At 51.8% G+C, this 22,278-nt stretch carries 22 protein-coding genes and 2 pseudogenes; 10 read left to right on the forward strand and 14 right to left on the reverse strand.

Translation table 11 applies throughout. The features are described from left to right. Positions 1-46: 46 nt before the first annotated feature. Positions 47-503: pseudogene (locus tag ACJBF3_RS19030) on the forward strand (IS3 family transposase); the annotation flags it as partial. 199 nt (positions 504-702) lie between these two features. Here ACJBF3_RS19030 and fghA read toward each other — a convergent pair. From fghA to ACJBF3_RS19055, 5 genes are all read right to left on the reverse strand, one after another. Next, positions 703-1,539 (reverse strand): S-formylglutathione hydrolase, encoded by an 837-nt coding sequence (fghA, locus tag ACJBF3_RS19035; protein WP_012561110.1) that lies wholly within the window; start codon positions 1,537-1,539, stop codon positions 703-705. 64 nt (positions 1,540-1,603) lie between these two features. After that, on the reverse strand, positions 1,604-2,002 hold the full coding sequence (locus ACJBF3_RS19040; protein ID WP_012561111.1) for a VOC family protein: 399 nt from the start codon (positions 2,000-2,002) through the stop codon (positions 1,604-1,606). Positions 2,003-2,045: 43 nt separating this feature from the next. Next, a complete protein-coding gene (gene frmA / locus ACJBF3_RS19045; RefSeq protein ID WP_017384070.1) occupies positions 2,046-3,155 on the reverse strand; it encodes an S-(hydroxymethyl)glutathione dehydrogenase in 1,110 nt (369 codons plus the stop codon). A gap of 34 nt (positions 3,156-3,189) precedes the next feature. Further along, positions 3,190-3,465: a formaldehyde-responsive transcriptional repressor FrmR gene (gene frmR, locus ACJBF3_RS19050; RefSeq protein ID WP_017384071.1), complete on the reverse strand. Its 276-nt coding sequence runs from the start codon at positions 3,463-3,465 to the stop codon at positions 3,190-3,192. A 113-nt stretch (positions 3,466-3,578) separates the two neighbouring features. Further along, positions 3,579-4,276, reverse strand: a protein-coding gene (locus tag ACJBF3_RS19055) for an IS1 family transposase (RefSeq protein ID WP_223195083.1) whose coding sequence is annotated in 2 segments (ribosomal slippage) — positions 3,579-4,027 and positions 4,027-4,276 — 699 coding nt in all. Because the reading frame shifts where the segments join, the coding sequence is not laid out codon by codon here. 400 nt (positions 4,277-4,676) lie between these two features. Here ACJBF3_RS19055 and ACJBF3_RS19060 point away from each other — a divergent pair. Further along, the gene (locus ACJBF3_RS19060) at positions 4,677-5,660 is read left to right on the forward strand and encodes an MDR family oxidoreductase (protein WP_023280857.1); all 984 of its coding nucleotides are present in this window, start codon (positions 4,677-4,679) and stop codon (positions 5,658-5,660) included. 62 nt (positions 5,661-5,722) lie between these two features. Here ACJBF3_RS19060 and ACJBF3_RS19065 read toward each other — a convergent pair whose 3' ends face one another. Beyond that, positions 5,723-6,379, reverse strand: a complete 657-nt coding sequence (locus ACJBF3_RS19065) for a TetR/AcrR family transcriptional regulator (RefSeq protein WP_023280966.1) — start codon at positions 6,377-6,379, stop codon at positions 5,723-5,725. A 423-nt stretch (positions 6,380-6,802) separates the two neighbouring features. Further along, a complete protein-coding gene (locus tag ACJBF3_RS19070; protein ID WP_017384073.1) occupies positions 6,803-7,099 on the reverse strand; it encodes a helix-turn-helix transcriptional regulator in 297 nt (98 codons plus the stop codon). Between the two features lie 858 nt (positions 7,100-7,957). On the opposite strand from ACJBF3_RS19070, the gene ACJBF3_RS19075 reads away from it, so the two are divergent. The 5 genes and pseudogenes from ACJBF3_RS19075 to ACJBF3_RS19095 form a co-directional block, all read left to right on the forward strand. Further along, the gene (locus tag ACJBF3_RS19075) at positions 7,958-8,446 is read left to right on the forward strand and encodes a P-loop NTPase fold protein (RefSeq protein ID WP_023280967.1); all 489 of its coding nucleotides are present in this window, start codon (positions 7,958-7,960) and stop codon (positions 8,444-8,446) included. A 44-nt stretch (positions 8,447-8,490) separates the two neighbouring features. After that, positions 8,491-9,641, forward strand: a protein-coding gene (locus ACJBF3_RS19080) for an IS3 family transposase (protein ID WP_087855188.1) whose coding sequence is annotated in 2 segments (ribosomal slippage) — positions 8,491-8,749 and positions 8,749-9,641 — 1,152 coding nt in all. Because the reading frame shifts where the segments join, the coding sequence is not laid out codon by codon here. 124 nt (positions 9,642-9,765) lie between these two features. After that, the gene (locus ACJBF3_RS19085; protein WP_157843391.1) at positions 9,766-12,480 is read left to right on the forward strand and encodes a P-loop NTPase fold protein; all 2,715 of its coding nucleotides are present in this window, start codon (positions 9,766-9,768) and stop codon (positions 12,478-12,480) included. A gap of 204 nt (positions 12,481-12,684) precedes the next feature. Then, the gene (locus ACJBF3_RS19090; protein WP_000140246.1) at positions 12,685-13,014 is read left to right on the forward strand and encodes a hypothetical protein; all 330 of its coding nucleotides are present in this window, start codon (positions 12,685-12,687) and stop codon (positions 13,012-13,014) included. Positions 13,015-13,128: 114 nt separating this feature from the next. Continuing rightward, positions 13,129-14,136 (forward strand): annotated as a pseudogene (locus ACJBF3_RS19095) (radical SAM protein); the annotation flags it as partial. An 84-nt stretch (positions 14,137-14,220) separates the two neighbouring features. Here ACJBF3_RS19095 and dkgA read toward each other — a convergent pair. Both dkgA and yqhD read right to left on the reverse strand, forming a co-directional pair. After that, positions 14,221-15,048, reverse strand: a complete 828-nt coding sequence (gene dkgA, locus ACJBF3_RS19100; RefSeq protein WP_045332066.1) for a 2,5-didehydrogluconate reductase DkgA — start codon at positions 15,046-15,048, stop codon at positions 14,221-14,223. A 104-nt stretch (positions 15,049-15,152) separates the two neighbouring features. Further along, positions 15,153-16,316: an alcohol dehydrogenase gene (gene yqhD, locus ACJBF3_RS19105; RefSeq protein WP_045332070.1), complete on the reverse strand. Its 1,164-nt coding sequence runs from the start codon at positions 16,314-16,316 to the stop codon at positions 15,153-15,155. A 195-nt stretch (positions 16,317-16,511) separates the two neighbouring features. On the opposite strand from yqhD, the gene ACJBF3_RS19110 reads away from it, so the two are divergent. Continuing rightward, a complete protein-coding gene (locus tag ACJBF3_RS19110) occupies positions 16,512-17,411 on the forward strand; it encodes an AraC family transcriptional regulator (protein ID WP_045332072.1) in 900 nt (299 codons plus the stop codon). Positions 17,412-17,460: 49 nt separating this feature from the next. Here the strand turns inward: ACJBF3_RS19110 and yghB are convergent, their stop codons facing one another. Both yghB and metC read right to left on the reverse strand, forming a co-directional pair. Then, the gene (gene yghB / locus ACJBF3_RS19115) at positions 17,461-18,120 is read right to left on the reverse strand and encodes a DedA family general envelope maintenance protein YghB (RefSeq protein WP_039262934.1); all 660 of its coding nucleotides are present in this window, start codon (positions 18,118-18,120) and stop codon (positions 17,461-17,463) included. Between the two features lie 142 nt (positions 18,121-18,262). After that, on the reverse strand, positions 18,263-19,450 hold the full coding sequence (gene metC, locus ACJBF3_RS19120; protein ID WP_045332097.1) for a cystathionine beta-lyase: 1,188 nt from the start codon (positions 19,448-19,450) through the stop codon (positions 18,263-18,265). Between the two features lie 251 nt (positions 19,451-19,701). Here metC and exbB point away from each other — a divergent pair, with 251 nt between their 5' ends. Both exbB and exbD read left to right on the forward strand, forming a co-directional pair. Next, positions 19,702-20,433, forward strand: a complete 732-nt coding sequence (exbB, locus tag ACJBF3_RS19125; RefSeq protein WP_045332098.1) for a tol-pal system-associated acyl-CoA thioesterase — start codon at positions 19,702-19,704, stop codon at positions 20,431-20,433. A 4-nt stretch (positions 20,434-20,437) separates the two neighbouring features. Beyond that, positions 20,438-20,863: a TonB system transport protein ExbD gene (gene exbD / locus ACJBF3_RS19130; RefSeq protein WP_045332099.1), complete on the forward strand. Its 426-nt coding sequence runs from the start codon at positions 20,438-20,440 to the stop codon at positions 20,861-20,863. A 50-nt stretch (positions 20,864-20,913) separates the two neighbouring features. On the opposite strand, the gene ACJBF3_RS19135 is transcribed toward exbD, so the two are convergent. From ACJBF3_RS19135 to ACJBF3_RS19145, 3 genes are all read right to left on the reverse strand, one after another. Further along, positions 20,914-21,363, reverse strand: coding sequence for a hypothetical protein (locus ACJBF3_RS19135; protein WP_045332100.1), 450 nt, complete (start codon positions 21,361-21,363; stop codon positions 20,914-20,916). A gap of 83 nt (positions 21,364-21,446) precedes the next feature. After that, positions 21,447-21,650, reverse strand: a complete 204-nt coding sequence (locus tag ACJBF3_RS19140; RefSeq protein ID WP_321221010.1) for a hypothetical protein — start codon at positions 21,648-21,650, stop codon at positions 21,447-21,449. Further along, on the reverse strand, positions 21,632-22,278 hold a 647-nt coding region (locus tag ACJBF3_RS19145; RefSeq protein ID WP_031624378.1), incomplete at its 5' end, for an IS5-like element ISKpn26 family transposase. The genes ACJBF3_RS19145 and ACJBF3_RS19140, both read right to left, overlap by 19 nt.

Genomic DNA, 22,278 nt, shown 5'->3' on the forward strand with positions numbered 1-22,278 from the left:
GGTTCGGGGAGGAGAGGCAGGGAAATAGTCCGACTACGCCCTGCCTCTTACTCTACTCCGCACCTGGCAGGGCTGGCTGTATCTGGCGGTGGTTATCGATCTCTTCGCCCGTAATGTGGTCGGCTGGTCGATGAAACCCACTCTCTCACGCGAACTGGCGCTCGACGCGCTGATGATGGCGGTCTGGCGCCGAAAACCAGACAGCGAGGTTATCGTACATAGCGATCAGGGCAGCCAGTACGGCAGTGACGACTGGCAGCGCTTCTACCGGGCCAATAACCTGGCGCCGAGCATGAGCCGGCGTGGCAACTGCTGGGATAATGCGGTGGCCGAATCGTTCTTCAGTTCGCTGAAAAAAGAACGGATCAGAAAACGCATATATAAAACCAGGGATCTGGCCCGGGCGGATCTTCGATTACATTGAAGTCTTCTATAACCGGTCCCGGCGCCACAGCCACCTCGGCGACGTCAGTCCGGAGGCCTTCGAACAGGCCTCGTCGTGAGGACAGGATTTGTCTACAGGCGTGGGGTCAGTCCAAACTATAGGGCAGGATCGTCTACCGGGGCGGGGTCAGTCCATCAACGGCTCGGAAGTGTCTAGATTATCCGTGGCGATTCAGTTACAGTACATCTCAGGTCTGCAGGGTTCAGGCCCTGTTCAGGCCTGAAAATTAAGCACATTTTCTGAGGCTGGAAATCAACTCATGCTGACAGCCTGAGCCTGTTGGCATGGTAAGCAATGTGCTCACCAATAAAGCTGGAAATGAAATAATAGCTGTGGTCGTATCCAGTATGATATCGGAACGACGCATTGAGGTTCATCTCATTGCATACTCTCTCAAGGATTTTGGTGCGCAGTTGCTCTTCATAAAAGGCGTCACTCAGCCCCTGATCAATGAAGATTTCTGGTAATTTTTCACCCTGTAAAATGAGGCTGACTGGATCGTAGGCTTCCCACGTTTTTCTGTTTTCACCCAGGTAAGCGCTAAATGCCTGTTGCCCCCATGGCACCTGAGAAGGCGATACTATCGGGGAAAATGCTGATACGCTCACATATTCACCAGGATTTCGCAGAGCCAGCACCAGAGCACCCAGCCCTCCCATAGAATGACCGGATATAGATTTTCTTGCCGTTGCAGGAAAATGATTCATGACGACATCCGGAAGCTCTCTGAGAATATAGTCATACATCCTGTAATGAACATTCCACGGCTGTTCCGTCGCGTTCAGATAAAAACCGGCCCCCTGGCCAAGATCGTAACTGTCGGCATCCGGGACATTATTACCCCGGGGACTGGTATCCGGGACAACAACGATGACGTTATGCCGGGCTGCATAATGCTGCATACCTGATTTGGTGATGAAATTCTGCTCAGTACAGGTCAGGCCCGACAACCAGTATAGTACCGGCAGTTTTTCTGTTACTGCTTTGGGAGGAAGATACACACCGAAATTCATTTCACAATTAAGGGATTGTGAATAATGCCGGTACACGTTTTGCCAGCCGCCAGAGCTGGCATGCTGCTCAATGAGTTCCATCAGCCGTTATCTCATGGTTATTTCCCCTGACCGAAGCCAGGGGAAGTATCTTTAAATCCGGACGTCAGATAAACGTATACGCCGTGATTTTGTTACCCGCCGGATCCCGCAGGTAGGCAGCATAGGCCCCGGGAAGGTGACCACGCGGGCCAGGTTGACCTTCATCAGCTCCACCGGCGGCAAGGCCGGCAGCATGGAAAGCATCAACCTCTTCCGGGGTGGCAGCAGCGAAGCCGACAGTCACCCCGTTAGCGGAAGGTGCTTCACCGTTGCCCGGACGGGCAATGATAAATGCCGGCTTTTCGCGGCCATAGAGTACCCAGCCGTTGCCAAACGGGCCGAGGTTATTGATACCAAGCGTGCCCAGGACGACATCGTAAAATGCGGAGGATTTCTCGACATCGGCTGCGCCAATGAACACATGAGAAAAGATGCCGTCACCAGAAATTACCGGAGTTGTCATTTTCCACTTCCTTCAGTTTGAGTTGATTAAAATTCTGATGGGATCAGTAATGAATCACTGTCCGGATAGATTTGCCTTCATGCATAAGCTCGAAGGCGTCATTGATTTCATCCAGTGTCATCGTATGGGTTACAAATGGCTCAAGGTCAATATCCCCCTTCATGGCATCCTCGACCATACCGGGGAGCTGAGTGCGGCCTTTTACTCCGCCAAACGCGGAACCTTTCCATACGCGCCCGGTGACCAGCTGGAAAGGACGGGTGGAAATCTCCTGTCCGGCCCCTGCGACACCAATGACAACGGACTGCCCCCACCCACGGTGAGCACTTTCCAGCGCTGCACGCATGACGTTAACGTTACCGATACATTCAAAGGTATGGTCAATACCCCACTTGTTGATATCCAGCAGAACATCTTTAATCGGTTTGTCATAATCATTCGGGTTAATGCAGTCAGTGGCCCCGAACTGACGGGCCAGGTCAAATTTTGTCGGATTAGTATCGATAGCGATAATACGTCCCGCTTTTGCCTGACGGGCCCCCTGTACCGCAGCCAGACCAATTGCCCCCAGACCAAAAATGGCAACTGAATCGCCCGGCTGCACTTTAGCCGTGTTATGGACGGCGCCAATACCGGTAGTCACGCCACAACCCAACAGGCAGACGTGTTCATGGTTCGCCTCCGGGTTAATTTTTGCCAGAGAAACCTCGGCCACAACGGTGTATTCACTGAATGTGGAACATCCCATGTAGTGGTAAAGAGGCTGACCGTTGTATGAAAAGCGAGTGGTCCCGTCAGGCATCAGTCCTTTGCCCTGAGTCTCGCGAACCGATACACAGAGGTTCGTTTTACCGGACTGGCAGAATTCACACTCCCCGCATTCAGCGGTGTAGAGCGGAATAACATGGTCACCCGGCTTCACACTGGTGACGCCTTCACCAACTTCAACGACGATACCGGCTCCCTCGTGGCCGAGAACCACCGGGAAAACGCCCTCAGGGTCATTCCCTGAGAGGGTAAAGGCATCGGTATGGCAGACACCTGTGTGGGTGTTTTTAATCAGCACCTCGCCTTTTTTAGGCGGAGCAACATCAATTTCAACAATCTCCAGGGGCTTCCCTGGTGCAAATGCAACAGCGGCACGTGATTTCATACGTAATATATCCTCAATGTAATAATGGCCTCACCTATTTAAGATAGGCACGAACCAGCTCAATCGTATCGTCAACTGATTTACTGACTTCATGACTGTAGCTGTCATTCTGGTCAAAGGTTTCCCGTATGTGGCTCTCCAGCACCTCTGCCATCAGTCCGTTAGCGGCGCCCCGGACGGCGGCGATTTGCTGGAGAACGGAACGGCATTCAGCGCCACTTTCAAGTGCTCTTTCCAGAGCATCAATCTGACCCCGGATACGGCGAACCCGGGTTAGGACCTTTTTTTTCTCTTCAGGAGTACTGGGCATTGCTTACCTCACTGCTCTGTATTTCTTATACTATAGGGGAGTATTACATTAAGATCAACACATACCCCACTATAGTATAATAAATATATCAGAGCACCGGTAATGACTCCAACTTACTGATAGTGTTTTATGTTCAGATAATGCCCGATGACTTTGTCATGCAGCTCCACCGATTTTGAGAACGACAGTGACTTCCTGCCCAGCCTTGCCAGATGCTGCCTCAGATTCAGGTTATGCCGCTCAATGCGCTGCGTATATCGCTTGCTGATAACGTGCAGTTCTCCCTTCAGGCGTGATTCATAAAGCGGCCAGCCATCCGTCATCCATACCACGACCTCAAAGGCCGACAGCAGGCCCAGAAGACGCTCCAGCGTGACCAACGTGCGTTCACCGAATACGTGCGCCACAACCGTCCTCCGTATCCTGTCATACGCGTAAAACAACCAGCGCTGGCGTGATTTAGCGCCGACGTAACCCCACTGTTCGTCCATTTCCGCGCAAACAATGACGTCACTGCCCGGTTGTATGCGTGAGTTTACCGACTGCGGCCTGAGTTTTTTAAGTGTCGTAAAATCGTGTTGAGGCCAACGCCCATAATGCGTGCACTGGCGCGACATCCGACGCCATTCATGGCCATATCAATAATTTTCTGGTGTGTACCGGGCTGAGAGACGGTGTAAGTGAACTGTAGCTGCCATGTTTTACGGCAGTGAGAGCAGAGATAGCGCTGATGTCCGGCAGTACTTTTACCGTTACGCACCACGCCTTCAGTAGCTGAACAGGAGGGACAGCTGATAGAAACAGAAGCCACTGGAGCACCTCAAAAACACCATCATACACTAAATCAGTAAGTTGGCACCATTACCCGAATTACCAGCGTCTGCTCTTGGCACGGAGCGGACCTATTTACTGAGCCGAAGGTCCGCTCAGACTAACTCATTAAAGCCTGGTTGTTTTATCGCATCATCAGCCGTGTTCTGAAGCATTAGCTATGTATCTTCAGGGATGCTGATTTTCCCTCTGCACCAGATAAACCAGAATACAGTTTGATGTCGGTCAAAAAAGACAGCTTTAAGTGCATGAAATGAATAATGTTTCTTGAATGCTGGCAAAGCACTGGGATAGTAGTGTTGATTATTAGACGATCGGTCAATATTATTTATTGACGACTTAATGACTGAACGGTAAACGCCCGGACAAACGAGGTGAACGTGTTTAAATCTTTATTAATCAACAAAACAGATGGACGCTATAGTGCGCAACTTGCTGAAATCGCTGAAAGTGAACTACCGCAGGGGGATGTGGAGGTCAATGTTGACTATTCATCCATCAACTACAAAGACGCACTGGCCATTACGGGCCGGGGCCCAATCGTCCGACGCTTTCCCATGGTGCCCGGCATTGATTTTACCGGTACAGTGTCCGCCAGTTCACATCCCGAATATCAGGCCGGAGATAAGGTTCTCCTGACCGGCTGGGGTGTTGGGGAAAAACACTGGGGCGGACTATCCGAAAAAGCACGGGTAAATGGAGACTGGCTGACGCCGCTCCCGGCTGGCGCTAACGGCAAACACGTAATGGCAATCGGAACAGCTGGGTTTACCGCGATGCTGTGCGTAGACGCACTTCTGAATCATGGTATTAAGCCTGAAGATGGTCCGGTACTTGTTACCGGTGCCAGCGGCGGCGTCGGGAGCATTGCGGCCATGATCCTTGCATCAATGGGGTACCGCGTTACGGCGTCTACTGGACGCCCGGAAGAGGCTGCCTGGCTCTATAAAACGGTCGGTGTGGACGAGATTATTAACCGTTCCGAGCTCTCCTGTCCCGGAAAACCGTTACAGAAAGAACGCTGGGCTGCCGCCATTGATACAGTCGGTAGCCATACGCTCTGCAATGTATGCGCCGGGGTGCGTTATGGCAGTATTGTTGCAGCCTGCGGCATGGCACAGGGGATGGAACTAATGGGGAATGTGGCTCCGTTTATCCTGCGTGGCGTCACGCTGAAAGGGATTGACAGTGTCATGTTCGCGAAGGAAAAAAGAGCGGCGATCTGGCAGCAGGCGGTACAGTATTTACCGGAGTCCAGACTGGATAGCCTGACCACCGTTTATCCGCTGAGTGATGCCATCAATGTGGCCGAAAAACTTCTGAGTGGCGGAATTCGTGGCCGGGCAGTAATTCAGTGTAGCTAATGAAGTGGAAGCCAGGCTCAGCCTGGGTTTGATAATTATTATCAGGGGCTGCGGCCCCTTTTTTACTTTTCAACAGCCGTGTCCTTAGAGGGCTGATAGCGTACTGACTTTTTGAAATAGCTCCAGAAGTCGTACACAGGCTGGGTTGAGCAATAAAGTTTGGCACGCATTACGGCACCCTCCCAACTGCTCCAGAAAATGGCCGCCAGTTGCGTATTATTCATATCGGAACGGATTTCGCCCGAAGATAACGCGTCGGACAGACAGCACGCCACAAGCGCCTGCCAGCGCTCAAGTATTTCGTGGAGCTGTTTGATAAAGGACAGTGGAAGACCCGGACTCTCCTGCATCATATTGCCAACCAGACAGCCCCGGGTGAAATTGTACTTTTTAATGCCGTCGCAGGCATCGTCGATGAAATTTTCCAGACGCATCATTGGTGTGAAGGATGATTCATACAGATGTTTTTGGAGTTTATGCACAAAGAAACTGTCATAGGCGCTCAGAACAGTCTGGGCATACTCTTCTTTGCTCTTGAAATAGTAATAAAATGAGCCTTTAGGAACACTGGCATTTTTGACAATGGCATCGACTCCCGTTGAAAGAAAACCATTCTGCGTGAGCAGTTCAAGCCCGCTTCGGATCAGGTCATTACGGGTATCTGTATAGGTACTCTCTGTTTTTCGTGGCCTGCCTCGCCCACGAATTTCGCCAGTCATGACTTTGCTCCTGCATTTTATTAACGGAAAAGAATAAGTGATTTTGCGCGGAGGCTTCAATCAGTTTATCCCCGGCGGTGACGAGGTGGCCACCTATGCCGACTGGACAGGGGACTGACTATTGCCATAACGCCATCGCAGGTTGCTTCAGTAAACCTGCTAATCCCGTACAATGGCGAATTCGCTATATCCGCTTCTCGCACTTAGCTGCCATAAATCGGCCAGGCAATCACAGGTCATTTCTGTCTCGCAAAGAAGGTGCCGTTTCTGCTTTGCGTTGACACCCCTAAATATTAGAATTAAAAGGAGAGAGTTACTGGAAAAAGGCAGCGGAGGCAGTGACAATCGTGGCTTGAAGCCACTACTCGATGGATGCGGACATGTAGTTGGCGTCATTCGACAAAACTAGCAAACTTCTAATAGTCACCATTTCTCCCGTCTGGCGGGAGTGCTGTCAAATGCCCCCCTCATCTCTGTGTGGGAAATGAAGGGTGAAGGGGAAATAGATGACAGCGTTATTTCTACGCCCAGAATACTGAATACCTTGTACAGACGATCAATACTGGCGCTAGCAGGGTTTGCTTCCAGGCGGGCATAGGTTTGCTGCGTTACGCCAAGCCTCTCAGACACATCTTTTTGCGTGAAGCCCTTGATTTTGCGAAACCCGATTAGCACAGGTCTGAGCTGGTTCAGCGTTTTTATCGGGAACTGATTATTCATAAGTGACCTGCCTCGCAGACTGAGTAGGGAGTACCGCCCTGTAATACAGCAGGTAAGGTGTATTTTGTGTTATACAGACTATAGGCTGTAAAACCTTTATTGAAAAGATGCTGATGTTCCAGGGGCATGCCGAGCATGGACGATTTTCTGCGGGGCGGTATTTCGCTACGGGGGAGATTGCGTTCGGGCAATGTACCGGTGTAAAAAACGTCAATTTTTCAAAACCGCTGTTATCGGGATAAGCTGAAAACTCCGAAGGCAGACACAGCCACGAATAATGTCAGACTTAAACTCTGTAGCTGTCTTCTTTTGCCTGTAAATAACGTCTAGTTTGACTCTGATGAAGGCTGTACCAGGCAGAGAACATGTCACTCTCGGGGCCGGATGATAAAATGTGTTCAACTGGCTGGGCAGGGTAATAGCGAAGAACGTTCTCTGAAATTCGATTCAGCTCAGCGTAACGTGCGCTGTAGGTATGTATAATCCATTGCATCAATTTTGCATCCGTATTATTCGCAGATTACACACAAGAAGCTTAACAATGGCTGAAAGAGTGAGCAGGGATATGTAACAAAAACAAGGGCTTCAAGATGAACTGGATAAAACCGGAGCAGAGCAAGCCCTGTTCCGGTTTGTCAGGCTTTGGAATTTCTTCCAGGCCCCTGCAGCTAGTCACAACAAACACATTAATGTTTTCATTGCTTCAATTCAATATTATTGTGTGAAAGGGATTCCATCGAAATCGGCTTATGCATGCTTAAAACTAAACTGCCCCGGCTGCAGTCATTTGGTTGCTGTGGGCTCTGTACTGTGTCTAATAGTGAAAGAATCTTACGTTATAACGAAGGAAATTGCTGAATGACTCTACGATTGCAGACGGAATCACCCGCTGACCAGGATATGTTTAGAGGCAGCAGTCATGAAAAAGTTGCAGAGAATGTGGCTCAGATCATCAGGACACCTGATGTCAATATTATTGGTCTGGAAGGTGAGCTGGGTTCAGGTAAGTCAACAATATTGAAGTTCCTGCAGAAAAAGCTTAAAGATGATTTTACGTTCATTAACTTTGATGCAGAACGTTACCATCATGGCTCAACTAAAAAAGCGCTTATCGATGTCATCCACCACGGGGTCAGCCTACAATGTCCGGGCTCCCGGGATGTGTTGGATAAGTATAAAAATCTGGCTCTGGGTAACATCGTTGAATACGACAAGAGGGTCAGCAGCAGGCTAAGCTGGTTGACCGTCGTTTTTATTTTACTGTCATTGCTTTCCGTGCAGATGCTTCGTTATGTGCTAACAGACCTTAATCAATATTTTACTAACAATGATCTTACCCACGAATAGTGGACACACGACTAAGTGAGTAAACTCTTAACCAGAGGTGACTCATGACAAAACCAGCATCAACCAGTAAGAAGCCCCGCAAACAGTACACGCCTGAATTCCGCAACGAAGCCCTGAAGCTTGCGGAACGTATCGGTGTTGCTGCCGCTGCCCGGGAACTCAGCCTGTACGAATCCCAGCTCTACGCATGGCGCAGTAAGATTAACAATGCCCGCAGCTCTTCCGAACGTGAGCAGGAAATGTCCGTTGAAATTGCCCGTCTTAAGCGCCAACTGGCGGAACAGGCAGAGGAGCTGGCCATTCTCCAAAAGGCCGCGACATACTTCGCGAAGCGCCTGAAATGAAGTATGTCTTTATTGAAAAACATCGGGCTGAGTTCAGCGTCAAAGCCATATGCCGGGTACTGCGGGTCGCCCGTAGCGGCTGGTATGCGTGGCGTCTGCGTCGTCAGCAGATAACACCACGTCAGCAGTTCCGGCTCGTCTGTGATACTGCTGTCCGTCAGGCATTCACTGAGGCAAAACAGCGTTATGGTGCGCCTCGTCTCGCTGACGAACTGCCTGAGTACAACGTCAAAACCATTGCCGCCAGCCTGCGGCGTCAGGGGCTTCGCGCAAAAGCGGCCCGGAAGTTCAGCCCGGTCCGATACCGCGAACATGGCCTGCCGGTGTCTGAAAATCTGCTGAAACAGGATTTTTACGCGAGTGGCCCGAATCAGAAGTGGGCGGGTGACATCACGTACTTGCGCACGGACGAAGGCTGGTTGTACCTGGCGGTGGTCATTGACCTGTGGTCCCGTGCTGTCATCGGCTGGTCGATGTCGTCGCGGATGACAGCGCAGCTGGCCTGCGATGCGCTACAGATGGCACTCTGGCGACGTAAGCGCCCGGAAAATGTCATCGTGCATACGGACAGAGGCGGGCAGTACTGTTCGGCAGACTATCTGGCGTTACTGAAGCGGCATAATCTGCACGGTAGCATGAGTGCCAAAGGATGTTGTTACGACAATGCCTGCGCGGAAAGCTTCTTCCACTCGCTGAAGGTGGAATGTATCCACGGGGAACGCCTTATCAGCCGGGAAATCATGCGGATGACGGTGTTTAATTATATCGAGTGTGATTACAATCGGTGGCGCCGACACAGTGCCTGTGGCGGACTCAGTCCCGAACAATTTGAAAACCAGAACCTCGCTTAGGGCCGTGTCCACATTACGTGGGTAGGATCACAAGGAGTCATTATTAGGGTGGCTTTTTTATGTTGAGGTGGCCGCGTTTCTTTCTCCTGCCATTATGGTCGCAGGACTGGCATGCCTGCAGAACATGGAATGGTACAGAAAGAAAGGGTATTCGAGTATTGGTGATTTGTTCAAACGCAACAGTACTGACAGGATTGAAGAGACTTGGCTAGTTAATAAGGAGGTCGGAGCTATTGAGCTGGCTGAAGCTCTGCAGGGATTTACCTCCAAAGAGGTCATTTCCCATGGAGATCGCTTCATCCTTATCATTGATAATCTGGACCGAATCAGTGCAGACAAAGTGAAAGAGCTCTGGAGTGATATGGAGCTTATTGCCGGAGCCACTCATGAACACTTCAGGATAGTGGTGCCCTATTCGGCAAGACAGGTTTCAGCCTCACTTTCTGTGGCGGGTTTCAGCGGGCGTGAGTTTATTGCAAAGCGGATTCCTGTAAGTTTTCAGGTTCCTCCTCTTATTTCGGCAGGATGGCAGGAAGCGTTAAGGCAGTACTGGAAAGAAACAGTAAATGAGGATGCAGGGATAGCGTGCCGGGAAGCAACGGTGTTGCTTGAGCGCTGGAAACCCTCTGAGTATCCTCGTATCACACCGCGATTAATGAAGAAGTTTGTTAATGATATTCATATTCTGAACCTTACCGTTCCTGCAACAGAAGATCATCGCCATATTCTTATTGCTCTCTACTTACTGGTGGTCAGATACGGGGAGCGAGATATTAAAGTATTACTTCGCGATCCCAAAGCTAGTCAGACCGAACCCGGTATTGCTCCGGATGATTTTGACGAGATGCTCTCGCTAACTTATCAACAAATATCCCGAATTTTTAATAACGATACAGAAAGATGGAGCGAATTTCTGATGAGCATCCACTATCAGTCCACGGTGGAGCTTGCCAGGAGCGAGTTGCTTGATACGCCTCTTAAAGACGCGATTGGTGCTATAAATATCCCACGGCTTGAAGAACTGACGGCCTTGTGGGGTTTCGCTGAAGCATGGCAGCGAGTGGCACCACATATTCAGATGCGAGACTGGCTGGTTTCTTATAGCCGGATGGATGAGAAGTGTCAGGCTCTCGCCGAACCGCAACTCAAAGTCGCAGTGCAAATGCTGAATCAGAGTTATGCTGTTTCACTCAGAGAAAAGAATGATGAAGGTTTCGTATTGAGTCTGCAGAAACTGATGGCTGACGGGCGGATAAGCCTAGAGCCTTTCGTCGAAAGGCAAATATCGTTTATTGTGAGTAAACTTGATGAAATTCAGGATTCAGAAAAATTGGAGGCTGAATCCACGCAGACGTTGCTGCAGGAAGCTGATTCATACTCTGTTCTGGCCGGTGAATCACTACTGAATAAAATGGAGAATTTTGTAGATGGCGTATTTTATGTGGAATACCTTGTCAATAATGAAGAGACCTTGTCAAACCTGAAAATTGGCACACTAGATATCGGAAATCACGGTCGGGAGGAGATGTTACGCTATGGAGCTGAGCAACCTCAGATAGACCTTTTTAATCCGGGAATTATCCGGCATATCAATATTGCATCGAAGGCGGTACAGAACGTAATTGGAAAGAATGATGGTACAGGTGGGGCTCAGGTTAGCTCTGCAATAATGACGCTTAAAAATCGTCAGGTTGTTGAGGACGTTATCCATTTCAGAAAAATTGTTCTGAGCCCGGACTGGAATAATAATGTTTTAAATCAATATTATCTTAATAATACGGCGACGAGGAATCTCTTCCCTGCGGAATTTGCTGCACAGGCTGTTGCTCACATGGTGCTCCATGGTAACTATGCCGGTATCGAGTCGTACAGTGAACATATTGGTGAGGAACGGTTTGACCTGGCTTTGGCTGCATATCTTCGTTATCTACGTACTGCCGAGAGTATCTTTATAGCACTTAAGGATAAAAATGTTCTGCCGTACATCAAAAATGCTGTTGGCAGGATTGTTGATTTAGGTCTTCTGGTGAATATACCTGTCCTGAGCTTTGTTAAAGGTCAGTATGACGTCATCAAAGAAGCTACAAATGCAACCTCTCTTTTAATATTTGTGCGAGAGCGTCAAAAAGCACTGTCAGAGAAAATAATTGAGTCTGATGTGAATGCTATGGGTCCAGTATTTCTCCATGACGTATATCAGTCAGGTGAGCAGTTTGATATTTTGAAGAAAAAGCTGAACGCCCTGGCATGTGGAGTATTTAGTTCTTCTGAAAGGCTTATTGAGTGTTTTACGGTTCTTCCTGTGAACATGCGCTTTATCCTTGAACAAATGCAACTTCAGGGGCAGCATATCCGGATGGAAGGTAGTGTGGGTATCTTTGCATCATGGTTCCGTGATGCAGAGCCAGACGTTGTCACAAATGCCGAGAACATTCATTTCCTGTGGTCTTGCCTCGACGATACCCAGAGAGAGACTGTACTTGATGAGTTGCACGATGTCTTACTTGAAAGACATATTCGTATTGACAGCCGTATTGCGATTATTACCCGTTTTCATAATGAGTTGTCGTTTATTGAACCTGAGAAGGCCGTTGAACGCAGGGCTATTGCGGCGCTGTTTAGCGCTTCTGTTGATAATGTATTATTGTCTCAATGGCTTGACCGTCAGACGTTTTCATTTTCATCATGGTCTCCGGAGGACGCCCGTACGGCAACGAGTTGTATAATGAATAACTCGGAGATTTTTCCTCTCATCTGCAGGAATTCACAGTATATTAAAAACAGAATGTTACCAGAGAAAGCGGACGTTACAGAAGATAGTGATACGTTTCCGGACTGAGTTCGTTCTTTAAATCCTATACCTGAAGACCACAGCGGTGGTCTTTGGGAGTTTTTTTATTGCCTGATATACATTAAGCATGTTATATCTTGCTAAGAAATAATCATTCAGGGATTAATCATAACTACTGAAGTTATGTTGTGTTCTTTTCTTTTAAAAATAAATTATTCAGATTTATTTTCTATTGATTTAATGAGGTAGGGAATGACAGAAAGTGCTTTGCTTTTGCGAGAGGCATTTAATGAATCGGTTAACTATATGACATGGTCTTTTTATTCACTGATAACTGCTTACGTTTCGATGGCTTTTTATGATAGAGTTGAGGTTAAGACCCGAATAAATAATTATCTGAATAAGTTACTTTTCGTGATTGCTATGTCCGTTTTTATCCCAAATATGTACTTTGTTTCAATGGTGTTCAGTCAGAAGTTAGGCACCGCAGCTGGCGTTGCGTCATTCATTATTGGGCTACTTTTCATGATGTTAAACTCGGCGCCTGTAATTACTGGTATCGTACAGCAGCGCAAAGATTGAGTTTTATGAGTATAGTCAGTTGGGTTTTCATCTGTTTTATCAGACTTAGAAAAATGAAATCTTTCAATTCATTGATTTTAAACGCAAAAAAATTTCTAAATGATCAGAATTATAGGGTGCTCGCTCTGCTCTATTACCGAGCACGAGGGCCGTATCATCCAGAGCCGCTCTGAAGATTCGATCATCAACGAGATCGAAGCGATTCGCGACTCGGTACCGGGCTTTACCGGCGTGATCTCCGATCTTGGCGGCCCAACCGCGAACATGTACATGCTGCGCTGCAAGTCACCGCGCGCGGAGCAAACCTGCCGCCGTCTCTCCTGCGTCTATCCGAGCATTTGCGAGCACATGGACACCAACCACGAGCCGACGATCAACCTCTACCGCCGCGCGCGCGATCTGAAGGGCATCAAGAAGATCCTCATCGCATCCGGGGTACGTTACGACATCGCGGTGGAAGATCCGCGCTACATCAAAGAGCTGGCGACCCACCACGTTGGCGGCTATCTGAAGATTGCGCCGGAGCACACCGAGGAAGGCCCGCTGTCGAAAATGATGAAGCCGGGTATGGGGAGCTATGACCGCTTCAAAGAGCTGTTCGACACCTACTCGAAGCAGGCGGGCAAAGAGCAATATCTGATCCCGTACTTCATCTCCGCTCACCCGGGCACGCGCGATGAGGACATGGTGAACCTGGCGCTGTGGCTGAAGCAGCGTCGCTTCCGTCTGGATCAGGTGCAGAACTTCTATCCGTCACCGCTCGCCAACTCGACGACCATGTATTACACCGGCAAGAACCCGCTGAGTAAGATTGGCTACAAGAGTGAAGAGGTGGTGGTGCCGAAAGGGGACAAACAGCGTCGTCTGCACAAGGCGCTGCTGCGCTATCACGATCCGAAAAACTGGCCGCTGATCCGCCAGGCGCTGGAAGAGATGGGTAAAAAACACCTGATCGGCTCGCGCCGCGACTGCCTGGTGCCGGCCCCGACGCTGGAAGAGATGCGCGAAGCGCGCCGCCAGAACCGCAATACGCGCCCGGCGCTGACCAAGCACACGCCGATAGTGCACCAGCGTTCGAACGGTAATTCAAGCGTGAAGAAGCCCGTGAAGCGCAAAGCGTAAATAAAAACCCCCGGCAAGCCGGGGGTTTTTATCCAGACGCGTAGGCCGGGTAAGGCGAAGCCGCCACCCGGCTTTTTTACGCGCTTACCCGCCAAACTGGTCCGGGTCCGGCCCAAGCCGCTTGCCCTTGTCCAGCTTCGCAATCTCACCCAGCTCATCTTTGTCCAGCCGGAAATCCCAGACGTCGAAGTTCTCGGCGATACGCGATGGCGTGACCGATTTCGGAATGACGACCAGGCCGTTGTCCAGATGCCAGCGAATGACGATCTGCGCCGGGGTTTTACCGTATTTATCCGCCAGCTCGCGGATAATTTTCTGATCGAATACCCCTTCACCACCCTGAGCCAGCGGGCTCCAGGATTCGGTCTGAATCTTATGCGTGGCGTTCCAGGCGTGAAGCTGACGCTGCTGCATCAGCGGGTGCAGCTCGATCTGGTTAATGACGGGCGCGACGCCGGTCTCGTCAATCAGCCGCTGCAGGTGATGCACCTGGAAGTTACAGACGCCGATGCTTTTCACCAGCCCCTCTTTTTGCAGCGCAATCATCCCTTTCCAGGCATCCACATAATAGTCGATAGCCGGAACCGGCCAGTGCATCAGATACAGGTCGACGAAGTCGAGCTGGAGTTTTTCCAGGCTCTCCTGCAGGGCTTCGCGGGGGCGCTTTTGATCGTCATTCCACAGCTTCGTGGTGATGAATAGCTCATCGCGAGGGACACCGGCGCTGGTCAGTGCCTTACCCACGCCGTCCTCGTTTTTGTAGGCGGCAGCGGTATCAATTGACCGGTAGCCGACTTCCAGGGCTTTATGAATGGCGGAGACGACCTCGTCGTTACCGGCTTTCCATACACCTAGCCCCAGCTGGGGCATCACGTTGCCGTCCTGCAGCTTGATTACGGTTTGGTTTGCCATTTTTCCTCCTTCAGGTGCGCATCGCCGGAGGGGAACTCCGGCGATGGGGTGTGCATTAAGTCTGGACGAAATGTCAAAAAACGAAAGGCAAGGGGCAAAAAGGCTTAGCGTGCCGCCTCGTAAATACGACGGCTAACGTCCAGCGTAATGTCGCCGTGTTCGCCCAGCTGGGTCATGCCGTGCTCTTCAAGTTTCGCCAGCAGAGCAGGGATGGAGCTGCCGTCCAGACCGTAGCCAGACAGACGCGTTGGCACGCCCAGGCTTTCAAAGAAGCTGCGCGTCGCTTCGATAGCCGCGTCAATACGCGCGTCGTCAGAACCCTCGGTGATATTCCACACGCGCTCGGCGTACTGCAGCAGCTTGGCGCGTTTGGTATCCCGTTTTTCGTTCCACAGCGCAGGCAGAACGACCGCCAGCGTCTGGGCGTGATCCAGACCGTGCATCGCCGTCAGCTCGTGGCCCAGCATGTGGGTCGCCCAGTCCTGCGGCACGCCAGCACCGATCAGGCCGTTCAGCGCCTGCGTCGCGGCCCACATGACGTTGGCGCGAACGTCATAATTTTCAGGCTCTTTCAGCGCTTTCGGACCTTCTTCGATCAGCGTCAGCAGAATGCCTTCCGCGAAGCGATCCTGAATTTTGGCATTTACCGGGTAGGTTACGTACTGCTCAACGGTATGAACAAAGGCATCGACCACGCCGTTCGCCACCTGACGCGCAGGGAGAGTGTAGGTATAAACCGGATCCAGGACCGCGAAGACCGGCTGAACGTGTTCGTTCATGAAGGCCTGCTTATCGCCGGTGGTTTTGCGGGAGATCACCGCGCCCTTGTTGGATTCAGAACCGGTCGCTGGCAGGGTCAGCACGGAGCCCATCGGGATAGCGCTTTTGATGTCGCTGCCGCGGGTTTCCAGAATGTGCCACGGATCGATGCCGTCAGCGTAGTGCGCTGCCGCCGCGATGAATTTGGTGCCGTCCAGCACGGAACCGCCGCCGACCGCCAGCAGGAAGGTGATGCTGTCTTCGCGGGCGATTTTCACCGCGTTCATCAGCGTTTCGTAGGACGGGTTTGGCTCAATGCCGCCGAACTCGCGCACGTCCAGACCGTCCAGCGCGCGGTAAACCTGATCCAGCACGCCGGTTTTTTTCACGCTGCCGCCACCGTAGGTGATCAGCACGCGGGCGTCAGCAGGGATCTGCGCGCGCAGGTCAGCGATAGCGTCTTTACCAAACAGAATGCGGGTTGGGGTGTGGAGATTAAAGTTGTTCATTGCTCGTTCCCTTTAGTGGGTGAAAAACCGTGGCGGCACTGATGGCGACCTGATGCTGCACATTGTGGCGCTCCGGGGCTATGCTCTCAATGCACATTCCTGCCGATGTCTTGCCCATTTCTACAGAGCGCTGGAGAAAGCGCGGAAAAGCACGCACACTGTCAACGTCAAAAATCGTATCCGGAGTAACGCAAGATGAACCGTGAGGCTATCTGCCAGCAGCTCACTGCGCAGATTAAGAGATTGATAGATAATGAAAATGGTGCTGGCGATCTGCTGCCGGACATTCGCCTGCTCTACGGCACGCAGCCCGGGACGCGCACGCCGGTCATGTACCAGCCGGGCATCGTTTTTCTCTTCTCGGGCCATAAAATTGGCTATATCAACGAGCGCGTGTTTCGCTACGACACCAATGAATATCTGCTCCTGACAGTACCTTTACCCTTTGAATGTGAAACTTTCGCGACAGAGGCCGTTCCGCTGGCGGGGATTCGCGTAAATGTGGACATCCTCCAGCTGCAGGAGCTGCTGATGGAGATTGGCGAAGATGAGCTCTTCCAGCCGTCGATGGCGTCGAGCGGAATCAACTCGGCGACGCTGTCGGAAGAGATCCTCTGCGCCATTGAGCGTCTGCTGGACGTGATGGAGAGGCCGCTGGACGCCCGCATTCTGGGCAAGCAGATTATCCGCGAAATTCTCTACCACGTGCTGCTGGGTCCGGGCGGTGGGGCGCTGCTCGCCCTGGTGAGCCGTCAGACCCACTTCAGCCTGATAAGCCGCGTGCTTAAGCGTATCGAAAGCCAGTACACGGAAAACCTCAGCGTTGACCAGCTGGCGGCGGAGGCGAACATGAGCGTCTCGGCGTTTCACCACAATTTTAAGTCGGTGACCAGCACCTCGCCGCTGCAGTACCTCAAAACCTACCGGCTGCACAAGGCGCGGATGCTGATGATCCACGACGGCATGAAGGCCAGCGCGGCGGCGATGCGGGTGGGCTACGAAAGTGCCTCGCAGTTCAGTAGGGAGTTTAAGCGCTATTTCGGCGTCACGCCGGGAGAAGATGCGTCACGTATCAGAACGATGCAGGGAGTCTGACGGGGAACGTAGGCCGGGTAAGGCGTAGCCGCCACCCGGCAATTTTTAATCACGCGCTGCAGTACTTCTTCTTAATCACCACCGCGATGGTTCCCACCAGGCCTGCCACCAGCAGGAACATCGGCAGCACCATCAGGAAGGTCATCACCTGATCTTCGTGGTGTTTCACAAAGGGGATCATATTCAGCGCGTAGCCGAGCGTTGTCACCACGCCAACCCACAGCAGGGCGCTCAGCCAGTTGAAGAACTGGAAGCGGCGGTTCGACAGGCCGGAAATGCCCGCCATCGTCGGCAGAAGGGTGCGAACGAACGCGAGGAAACGCCCCGCCAGCAGTGCCAGCAGGCCGTGCCGGTCGAACATACAGGTCGCACGCTGATGATATTTATGCGGTAACTGCGCCAGCCAGCCCTTTACGACGCGAGTATTCCCCAGCCAGCGGCCCTGCAGATAGCTCAGCCAGCAGCCCAGGCTGGCGGCAGAGGTGAGGATAACCATCGTGGGCGTGAAGTCCATGACGCCTTTCCCGATTAACGCCCCGGCAAGCAAAAGCAGGCTGTCACCGGGTAAAAAAGAGGCTGGCAGTAATCCATTTTCCAGAAACAGCGTTGCGAACATCACGAGATAAACGATACCGACGACGTGAGGATCCGCCAGCGCGGCAAAGTCGTGATGCCAGAGCGCCGCGATAATATCTTGAATAACAGCCATGGACTTTCCTGTGGAACAGCAGATATGACCCTATTGTACTCCCTAATTCGCCTGTTGGGTTTGATCCCGGGCGCAACTCATACAGACTTTTCTGCTTGCGGTGTTCACAAAAGCGTCCAGAGAGTACATTTCAGCCTGCACTCTACACGATACGCTCGAACCCTGCTGCTAAATCGGCAATCAAATCGTCAACATTTTCTAAACCGATATGCAGCCGAATCAGGGTGCCGGTAAAGTCCACCTCGCCGCCGGGGCGCAGAGCCGCAACCTGTTCCGGCTGGTTGGGCAGGATCAGGGATTCAAAACCACCCCAGGAGTAGGCCATGCTGAAGAGGGTAAAATTATCCAGATAGCTCGCCAGCTCGTCGTTATTAAGCCGTTTTTTCAGCACGAACGAGAACAGCCCGCTGCTGCCCGTAAAATCACGCTGCCAGAATTCGTGCCCTTTACTGCCCGGTAACGCGGGGTGATTCACGCGCTCAACCTGCGGATGCTGGGCCAGCCACTCCGCCACCTTCAGGCTGCTTTCATGGTGCTGACGCAGGCGAACGCCCAGCGTGCGGAGCCCGCGGCTGGTCATGTAGGCCGTGTCGGCATCCACCATCTGGCCCATCAGATAGGCATTTTCACGCAGCCGATCCCAGCAGCGCGCGTTGGAAACCGCCGTGCCAATCATGCCGTCAGAGTGGCCTATCAGGTATTTCGTCGCCGCCTGAATCGAGATATCAATGTCGAATTCCAGCGCCTTAAAAAGCACGCCCGCCGCCCAGGTGTTGTCGATCATGATGATGGCTTCCGGCGCTTTGCTGCGCACGGCCTTCACGATCGCCGGCACGTCGTGCACTTCCATGGTGAGCGACCCCGGCGATTCCAGGAACACAATGCGCGTGTTTGGCTGAATAAGTTCGGCAATGCCTTCACCAATCAGCGGGTCGAACCAGCCGGTCGTCACGCCGAGCTTGCTGAGGATTTTGGTGCAGAAGTCCTGGCTGGGCTCATAGGCGGTGTTGGTCATCAGGATATGGTCGCCCTGTTCCACAAACGCCAGAATGGTGTTGGCGACCGCCGCCGCCCCGCACGGGAACAGCGCGCAGCCTGCGCCGCCTTCCAGCTCGCACATTGCTTCCTGCAGAGAAAAATGGGTTAGCGTGCCGCGACGGCCATAAAAAAGCCCGCCCTTCGCGCGGTTGCGCGTGGCGTTTCTCTTCTCCTCAACGGTATCAAACACCAGCGAGGAGGCGCGTTGAATCACGCTGTTAACCGATCCCTGCGTATATTTTTTGCTGCGTCCTGCCTGTACCAGCGTGGTATCAAGATGCTTCTTAGTCATGTTCGCTAACCCTGTTTTTATACGTCTGGACGTCCAGACTACCACGATTGCAAAAAACTGCACCCGCAGGCTTATCGAATAAGCAGAAAATATTAGCAAAAAACCGCATAAGAAATTTTTACTGCGTAAGCGCAAGGAAAGTGAGCGAAAATTACGGCACCATGCAAATACTAATGAGAACTACTATCAATTCGACGACGTTTTGATATTATTACGCTCAGATTTTGTGATTTGCGTCCTGGAGATACAGAGTGGGTAATAATTTGATGCAGGCGGATCTCTCCGTTTGGGGCATGTATCAGCATGCTGACATCGTGGTTAAGATTGTGATGATCGGCCTGATTCTGGCGTCCGTTGTCACCTGGGCTATCTTCTTCAGCAAAAGCGCCGAGCTGCTTTCGCAGAAGCGTCGCCTCAAGCGTGAGCAGCAGCAGCTGGCTGAGGCCCGCTCTCTGGATCAGGCTTCAGACATGACCTCATCCTTCCACGCGAAAAGCCTGACGACCCTGCTGGTGAATGAAGCGCAAAACGAGCTGGAACTCTCTGCGGGCAGTGAAGATAACGAAGGCATCAAAGAACGTACCGGTTTCCGTCTGGAACGTCGCGTCGCGGCCGTTGGCCGGCACATGGGACGCGGCAACGGTTATCTGGCAACCATCGGCGCGATCTCACCGTTTGTTGGTCTCTTCGGTACGGTGTGGGGCATCATGAACAGCTTTATCGGTATCGCGCAGACCCAAACCACCAACCTGGCGGTCGTGGCGCCGGGTATCGCAGAAGCGCTGCTGGCGACGGCAATCGGCCTGGTTGCCGCGATTCCGGCGGTGGTTATCTACAACATTTTCGCGCGCATGATTGGCAGCTACAAAGCGACGCTCGGTGACGTTGCCGCGCAGGTTCTGCTGCTGCAGAGCCGCGATCTTGACCTGAACGCCAGCTCGGTTAAGCCGGTGCACGCGGCGTCCAAACTGCGCGTGGGTTGATACTATGGCGATGCGTCTAAACGAAAATCTGGACGATAACGGCGAAATGCATGAGATCAACGTGACGCCGTTTATCGACGTCATGCTGGTTCTGCTGATTATCTTCATGGTTGCCGCGCCGCTGGCGACGGTCGATGTGAAGGTGAATCTGCCTGCCTCATCGAGCCAGCCGCAGCCGCGTCCGGAAAAGCCTATCTATCTTTCCGTGAAAGCGGATAAATCGATGTTCCTGGGCAATGACCCGGTAACGGACGCTTCGGTCATTCCGGCGCTGGATCGGCTTACCGGCGGCAAGAAAGACACCACCGTCTTCTTCCGTGCGGATAAAACCGTTGATTATGAGACCATGATGAAGGTGATGGACACGCTGCATCAGGCGGGGTACCTGAAGATTGGGCTGGTCGGCGAAGAGAAAGCGACCTCGAAGTGATGAAGTGATAAAGAAGCTGGCGAAAGCCGGCTTTTTTTATGCCTGGCGGTTTATGCGTTTTTGGTATCCGTCGGTGCGGTAGAGGGGGTTGCCAGCGCATCTTCATCAAGCGCAACGCAGGTGACGTTAGACGTGCGGTACTCACCGTCTGACAGTTTGCGGGTCAGACGCAGGGTGGCGATTTCTCTGGCAAGCAGATACTGGTAATTGGCCTCGAGGCGACCCAGGAGCTTCTCTTTCAGCTCTGGCCGCTGTTCCATGATGGCGTTCATCACGGCACCGTAAATTTCTTCTTTCACCTGTAGCGGATAAATTTCACGGCGATTCTGCCATTTCAGCCGCACCAGCGTCGCCGGGATCGATACCAGGTCTTGCGTAATACGCGTCATCTCGTCATTTTTTGTGTTTCGCAGCGCGTCGAGATTTTGCTTTAAGATAAATTCATCACTTTTTTTATCATCCAAAGTCAAATAAACGTTGTTATTGTTAATTTCTTTCACGTTAATCTTCCCCCAGGCTATAAAAAATTGGGTTATTTTTTTCGCGCGTAATTAAGTTAAGCCAAATTTCATTGCCCGCCTCGTTAATTTCTTTGGTTTTTTCGGCCAATATTTGACTTAGGGAAGGTGCGAATAAGCAGGTCATTTCTTCCCAAGCTGACTCGCTGATTAAAATTTCGCGGATCTGGGCCGATTTTTTTCCCGCAAACACATCGAATCAGCCTATTTAGGCTATTTTTTCCACCATTTCTGGCGTTATTTCCGGTTTTTACTGAGATCTCTCCCACTGACGTATCATTTGGTCCACCCGAAACAGGTTGGCCAGGGTGAATAACATCGCCAGTTGGTTATCGTTTTTCAGCAGCCCCTTGTATCTGGCTTTCACGAAGCCGAACTGCCGCTTGATGATGCGAAACGGGTGCTCCACCCTGGCACGGATGCTGGCTTTCATGTATTCGATGTTGATGGCCGTTTTGTTCTTGCGCGGATGCTGCTTCAAGGTTTTTACCTTGCCGGGACGCTCGGCGATCAGCCAGTCCACATCCACCTCGGCCAGCTCCTCGCGCTGTGGCGCTCCCTGGTAGCCGGCATCGGCTGAGACAAATTGCTCCTCTCCATGAAGCAGATTACCCAGCTGATTGAGGTCATGCTCGTTGGCCGCGGTGGTGACCAGGCTGTGGGTCAGGCCACTCTTGGCATCGACACCAATGTGGGCCTTCATGCCAAAGTGCCACTGATTGCCTTTCTTGGTCTGATGCATCTCCGGATCGCGTTGCTGCTCTTTGTTCTTGGTCGAGCTGGGTGCCTCAATGATGGTGGCATCCACCAAAGTGCCTTGGGTCATCATGACGCCTGCTTCGGCCAGCCAGCGATTGATGGTCTTGAACAATTGACGGGCCAGTTGATGCTGCTCGA

The sequence above is a fragment of the Enterobacter sp. PP-008-ECC_S150 genome, from assembly GCF_045257065.1.
Lineage (GTDB): Bacteria > Pseudomonadota > Gammaproteobacteria > Enterobacterales > Enterobacteriaceae > Enterobacter > Enterobacter chengduensis.

Excerpts from the sequence above, each read along its gene's own strand:
- ACJBF3_RS19090 (WP_000140246.1), top strand. The coding sequence starts at position 12,685 with ATGACAGAAAGTGCTTTGCTTTTGCGAGAGGCATTTAATGAATCGGTT.
- ACJBF3_RS19110 (WP_045332072.1), top strand. The coding sequence starts at position 16,512 with ATGAACCGTGAGGCTATCTGCCAGCAGCTCACTGCGCAGATTAAGAGA.
- ACJBF3_RS19040 (WP_012561111.1), bottom strand. The coding sequence starts at position 2,002 with ATGACAACTCCGGTAATTTCTGGTGACGGCATCTTTTCTCATGTGTTC.
- frmA (WP_017384070.1), bottom strand. The coding sequence starts at position 3,155 with ATGAAATCACGTGCCGCTGTTGCATTTGCACCAGGGAAGCCCCTGGAG.
- fghA (WP_012561110.1), bottom strand. The coding sequence starts at position 1,539 with ATGGAACTCATTGAGCAGCATGCCAGCTCTGGCGGCTGGCAAAACGTG.
- ACJBF3_RS19085 (WP_157843391.1), top strand. The coding sequence starts at position 9,766 with ATGGAATGGTACAGAAAGAAAGGGTATTCGAGTATTGGTGATTTGTTC.
- exbD (WP_045332099.1), top strand. The coding sequence starts at position 20,438 with ATGGCGATGCGTCTAAACGAAAATCTGGACGATAACGGCGAAATGCAT.
- ACJBF3_RS19070 (WP_017384073.1), bottom strand. The coding sequence starts at position 7,099 with ATGAATAATCAGTTCCCGATAAAAACGCTGAACCAGCTCAGACCTGTG.
- yghB (WP_039262934.1), bottom strand. The coding sequence starts at position 18,120 with ATGGCTGTTATTCAAGATATTATCGCGGCGCTCTGGCATCACGACTTT.
- yqhD (WP_045332070.1), bottom strand. The coding sequence starts at position 16,316 with ATGAACAACTTTAATCTCCACACCCCAACCCGCATTCTGTTTGGTAAA.
- dkgA (WP_045332066.1), bottom strand. The coding sequence starts at position 15,048 with ATGGCAAACCAAACCGTAATCAAGCTGCAGGACGGCAACGTGATGCCC.
- ACJBF3_RS19075 (WP_023280967.1), top strand. The coding sequence starts at position 7,958 with ATGACTCTACGATTGCAGACGGAATCACCCGCTGACCAGGATATGTTT.
- metC (WP_045332097.1), bottom strand. The coding sequence starts at position 19,450 with ATGACTAAGAAGCATCTTGATACCACGCTGGTACAGGCAGGACGCAGC.
- ACJBF3_RS19065 (WP_023280966.1), bottom strand. The coding sequence starts at position 6,379 with ATGACTGGCGAAATTCGTGGGCGAGGCAGGCCACGAAAAACAGAGAGT.
- frmR (WP_017384071.1), bottom strand. The coding sequence starts at position 3,465 with ATGCCCAGTACTCCTGAAGAGAAAAAAAAGGTCCTAACCCGGGTTCGC.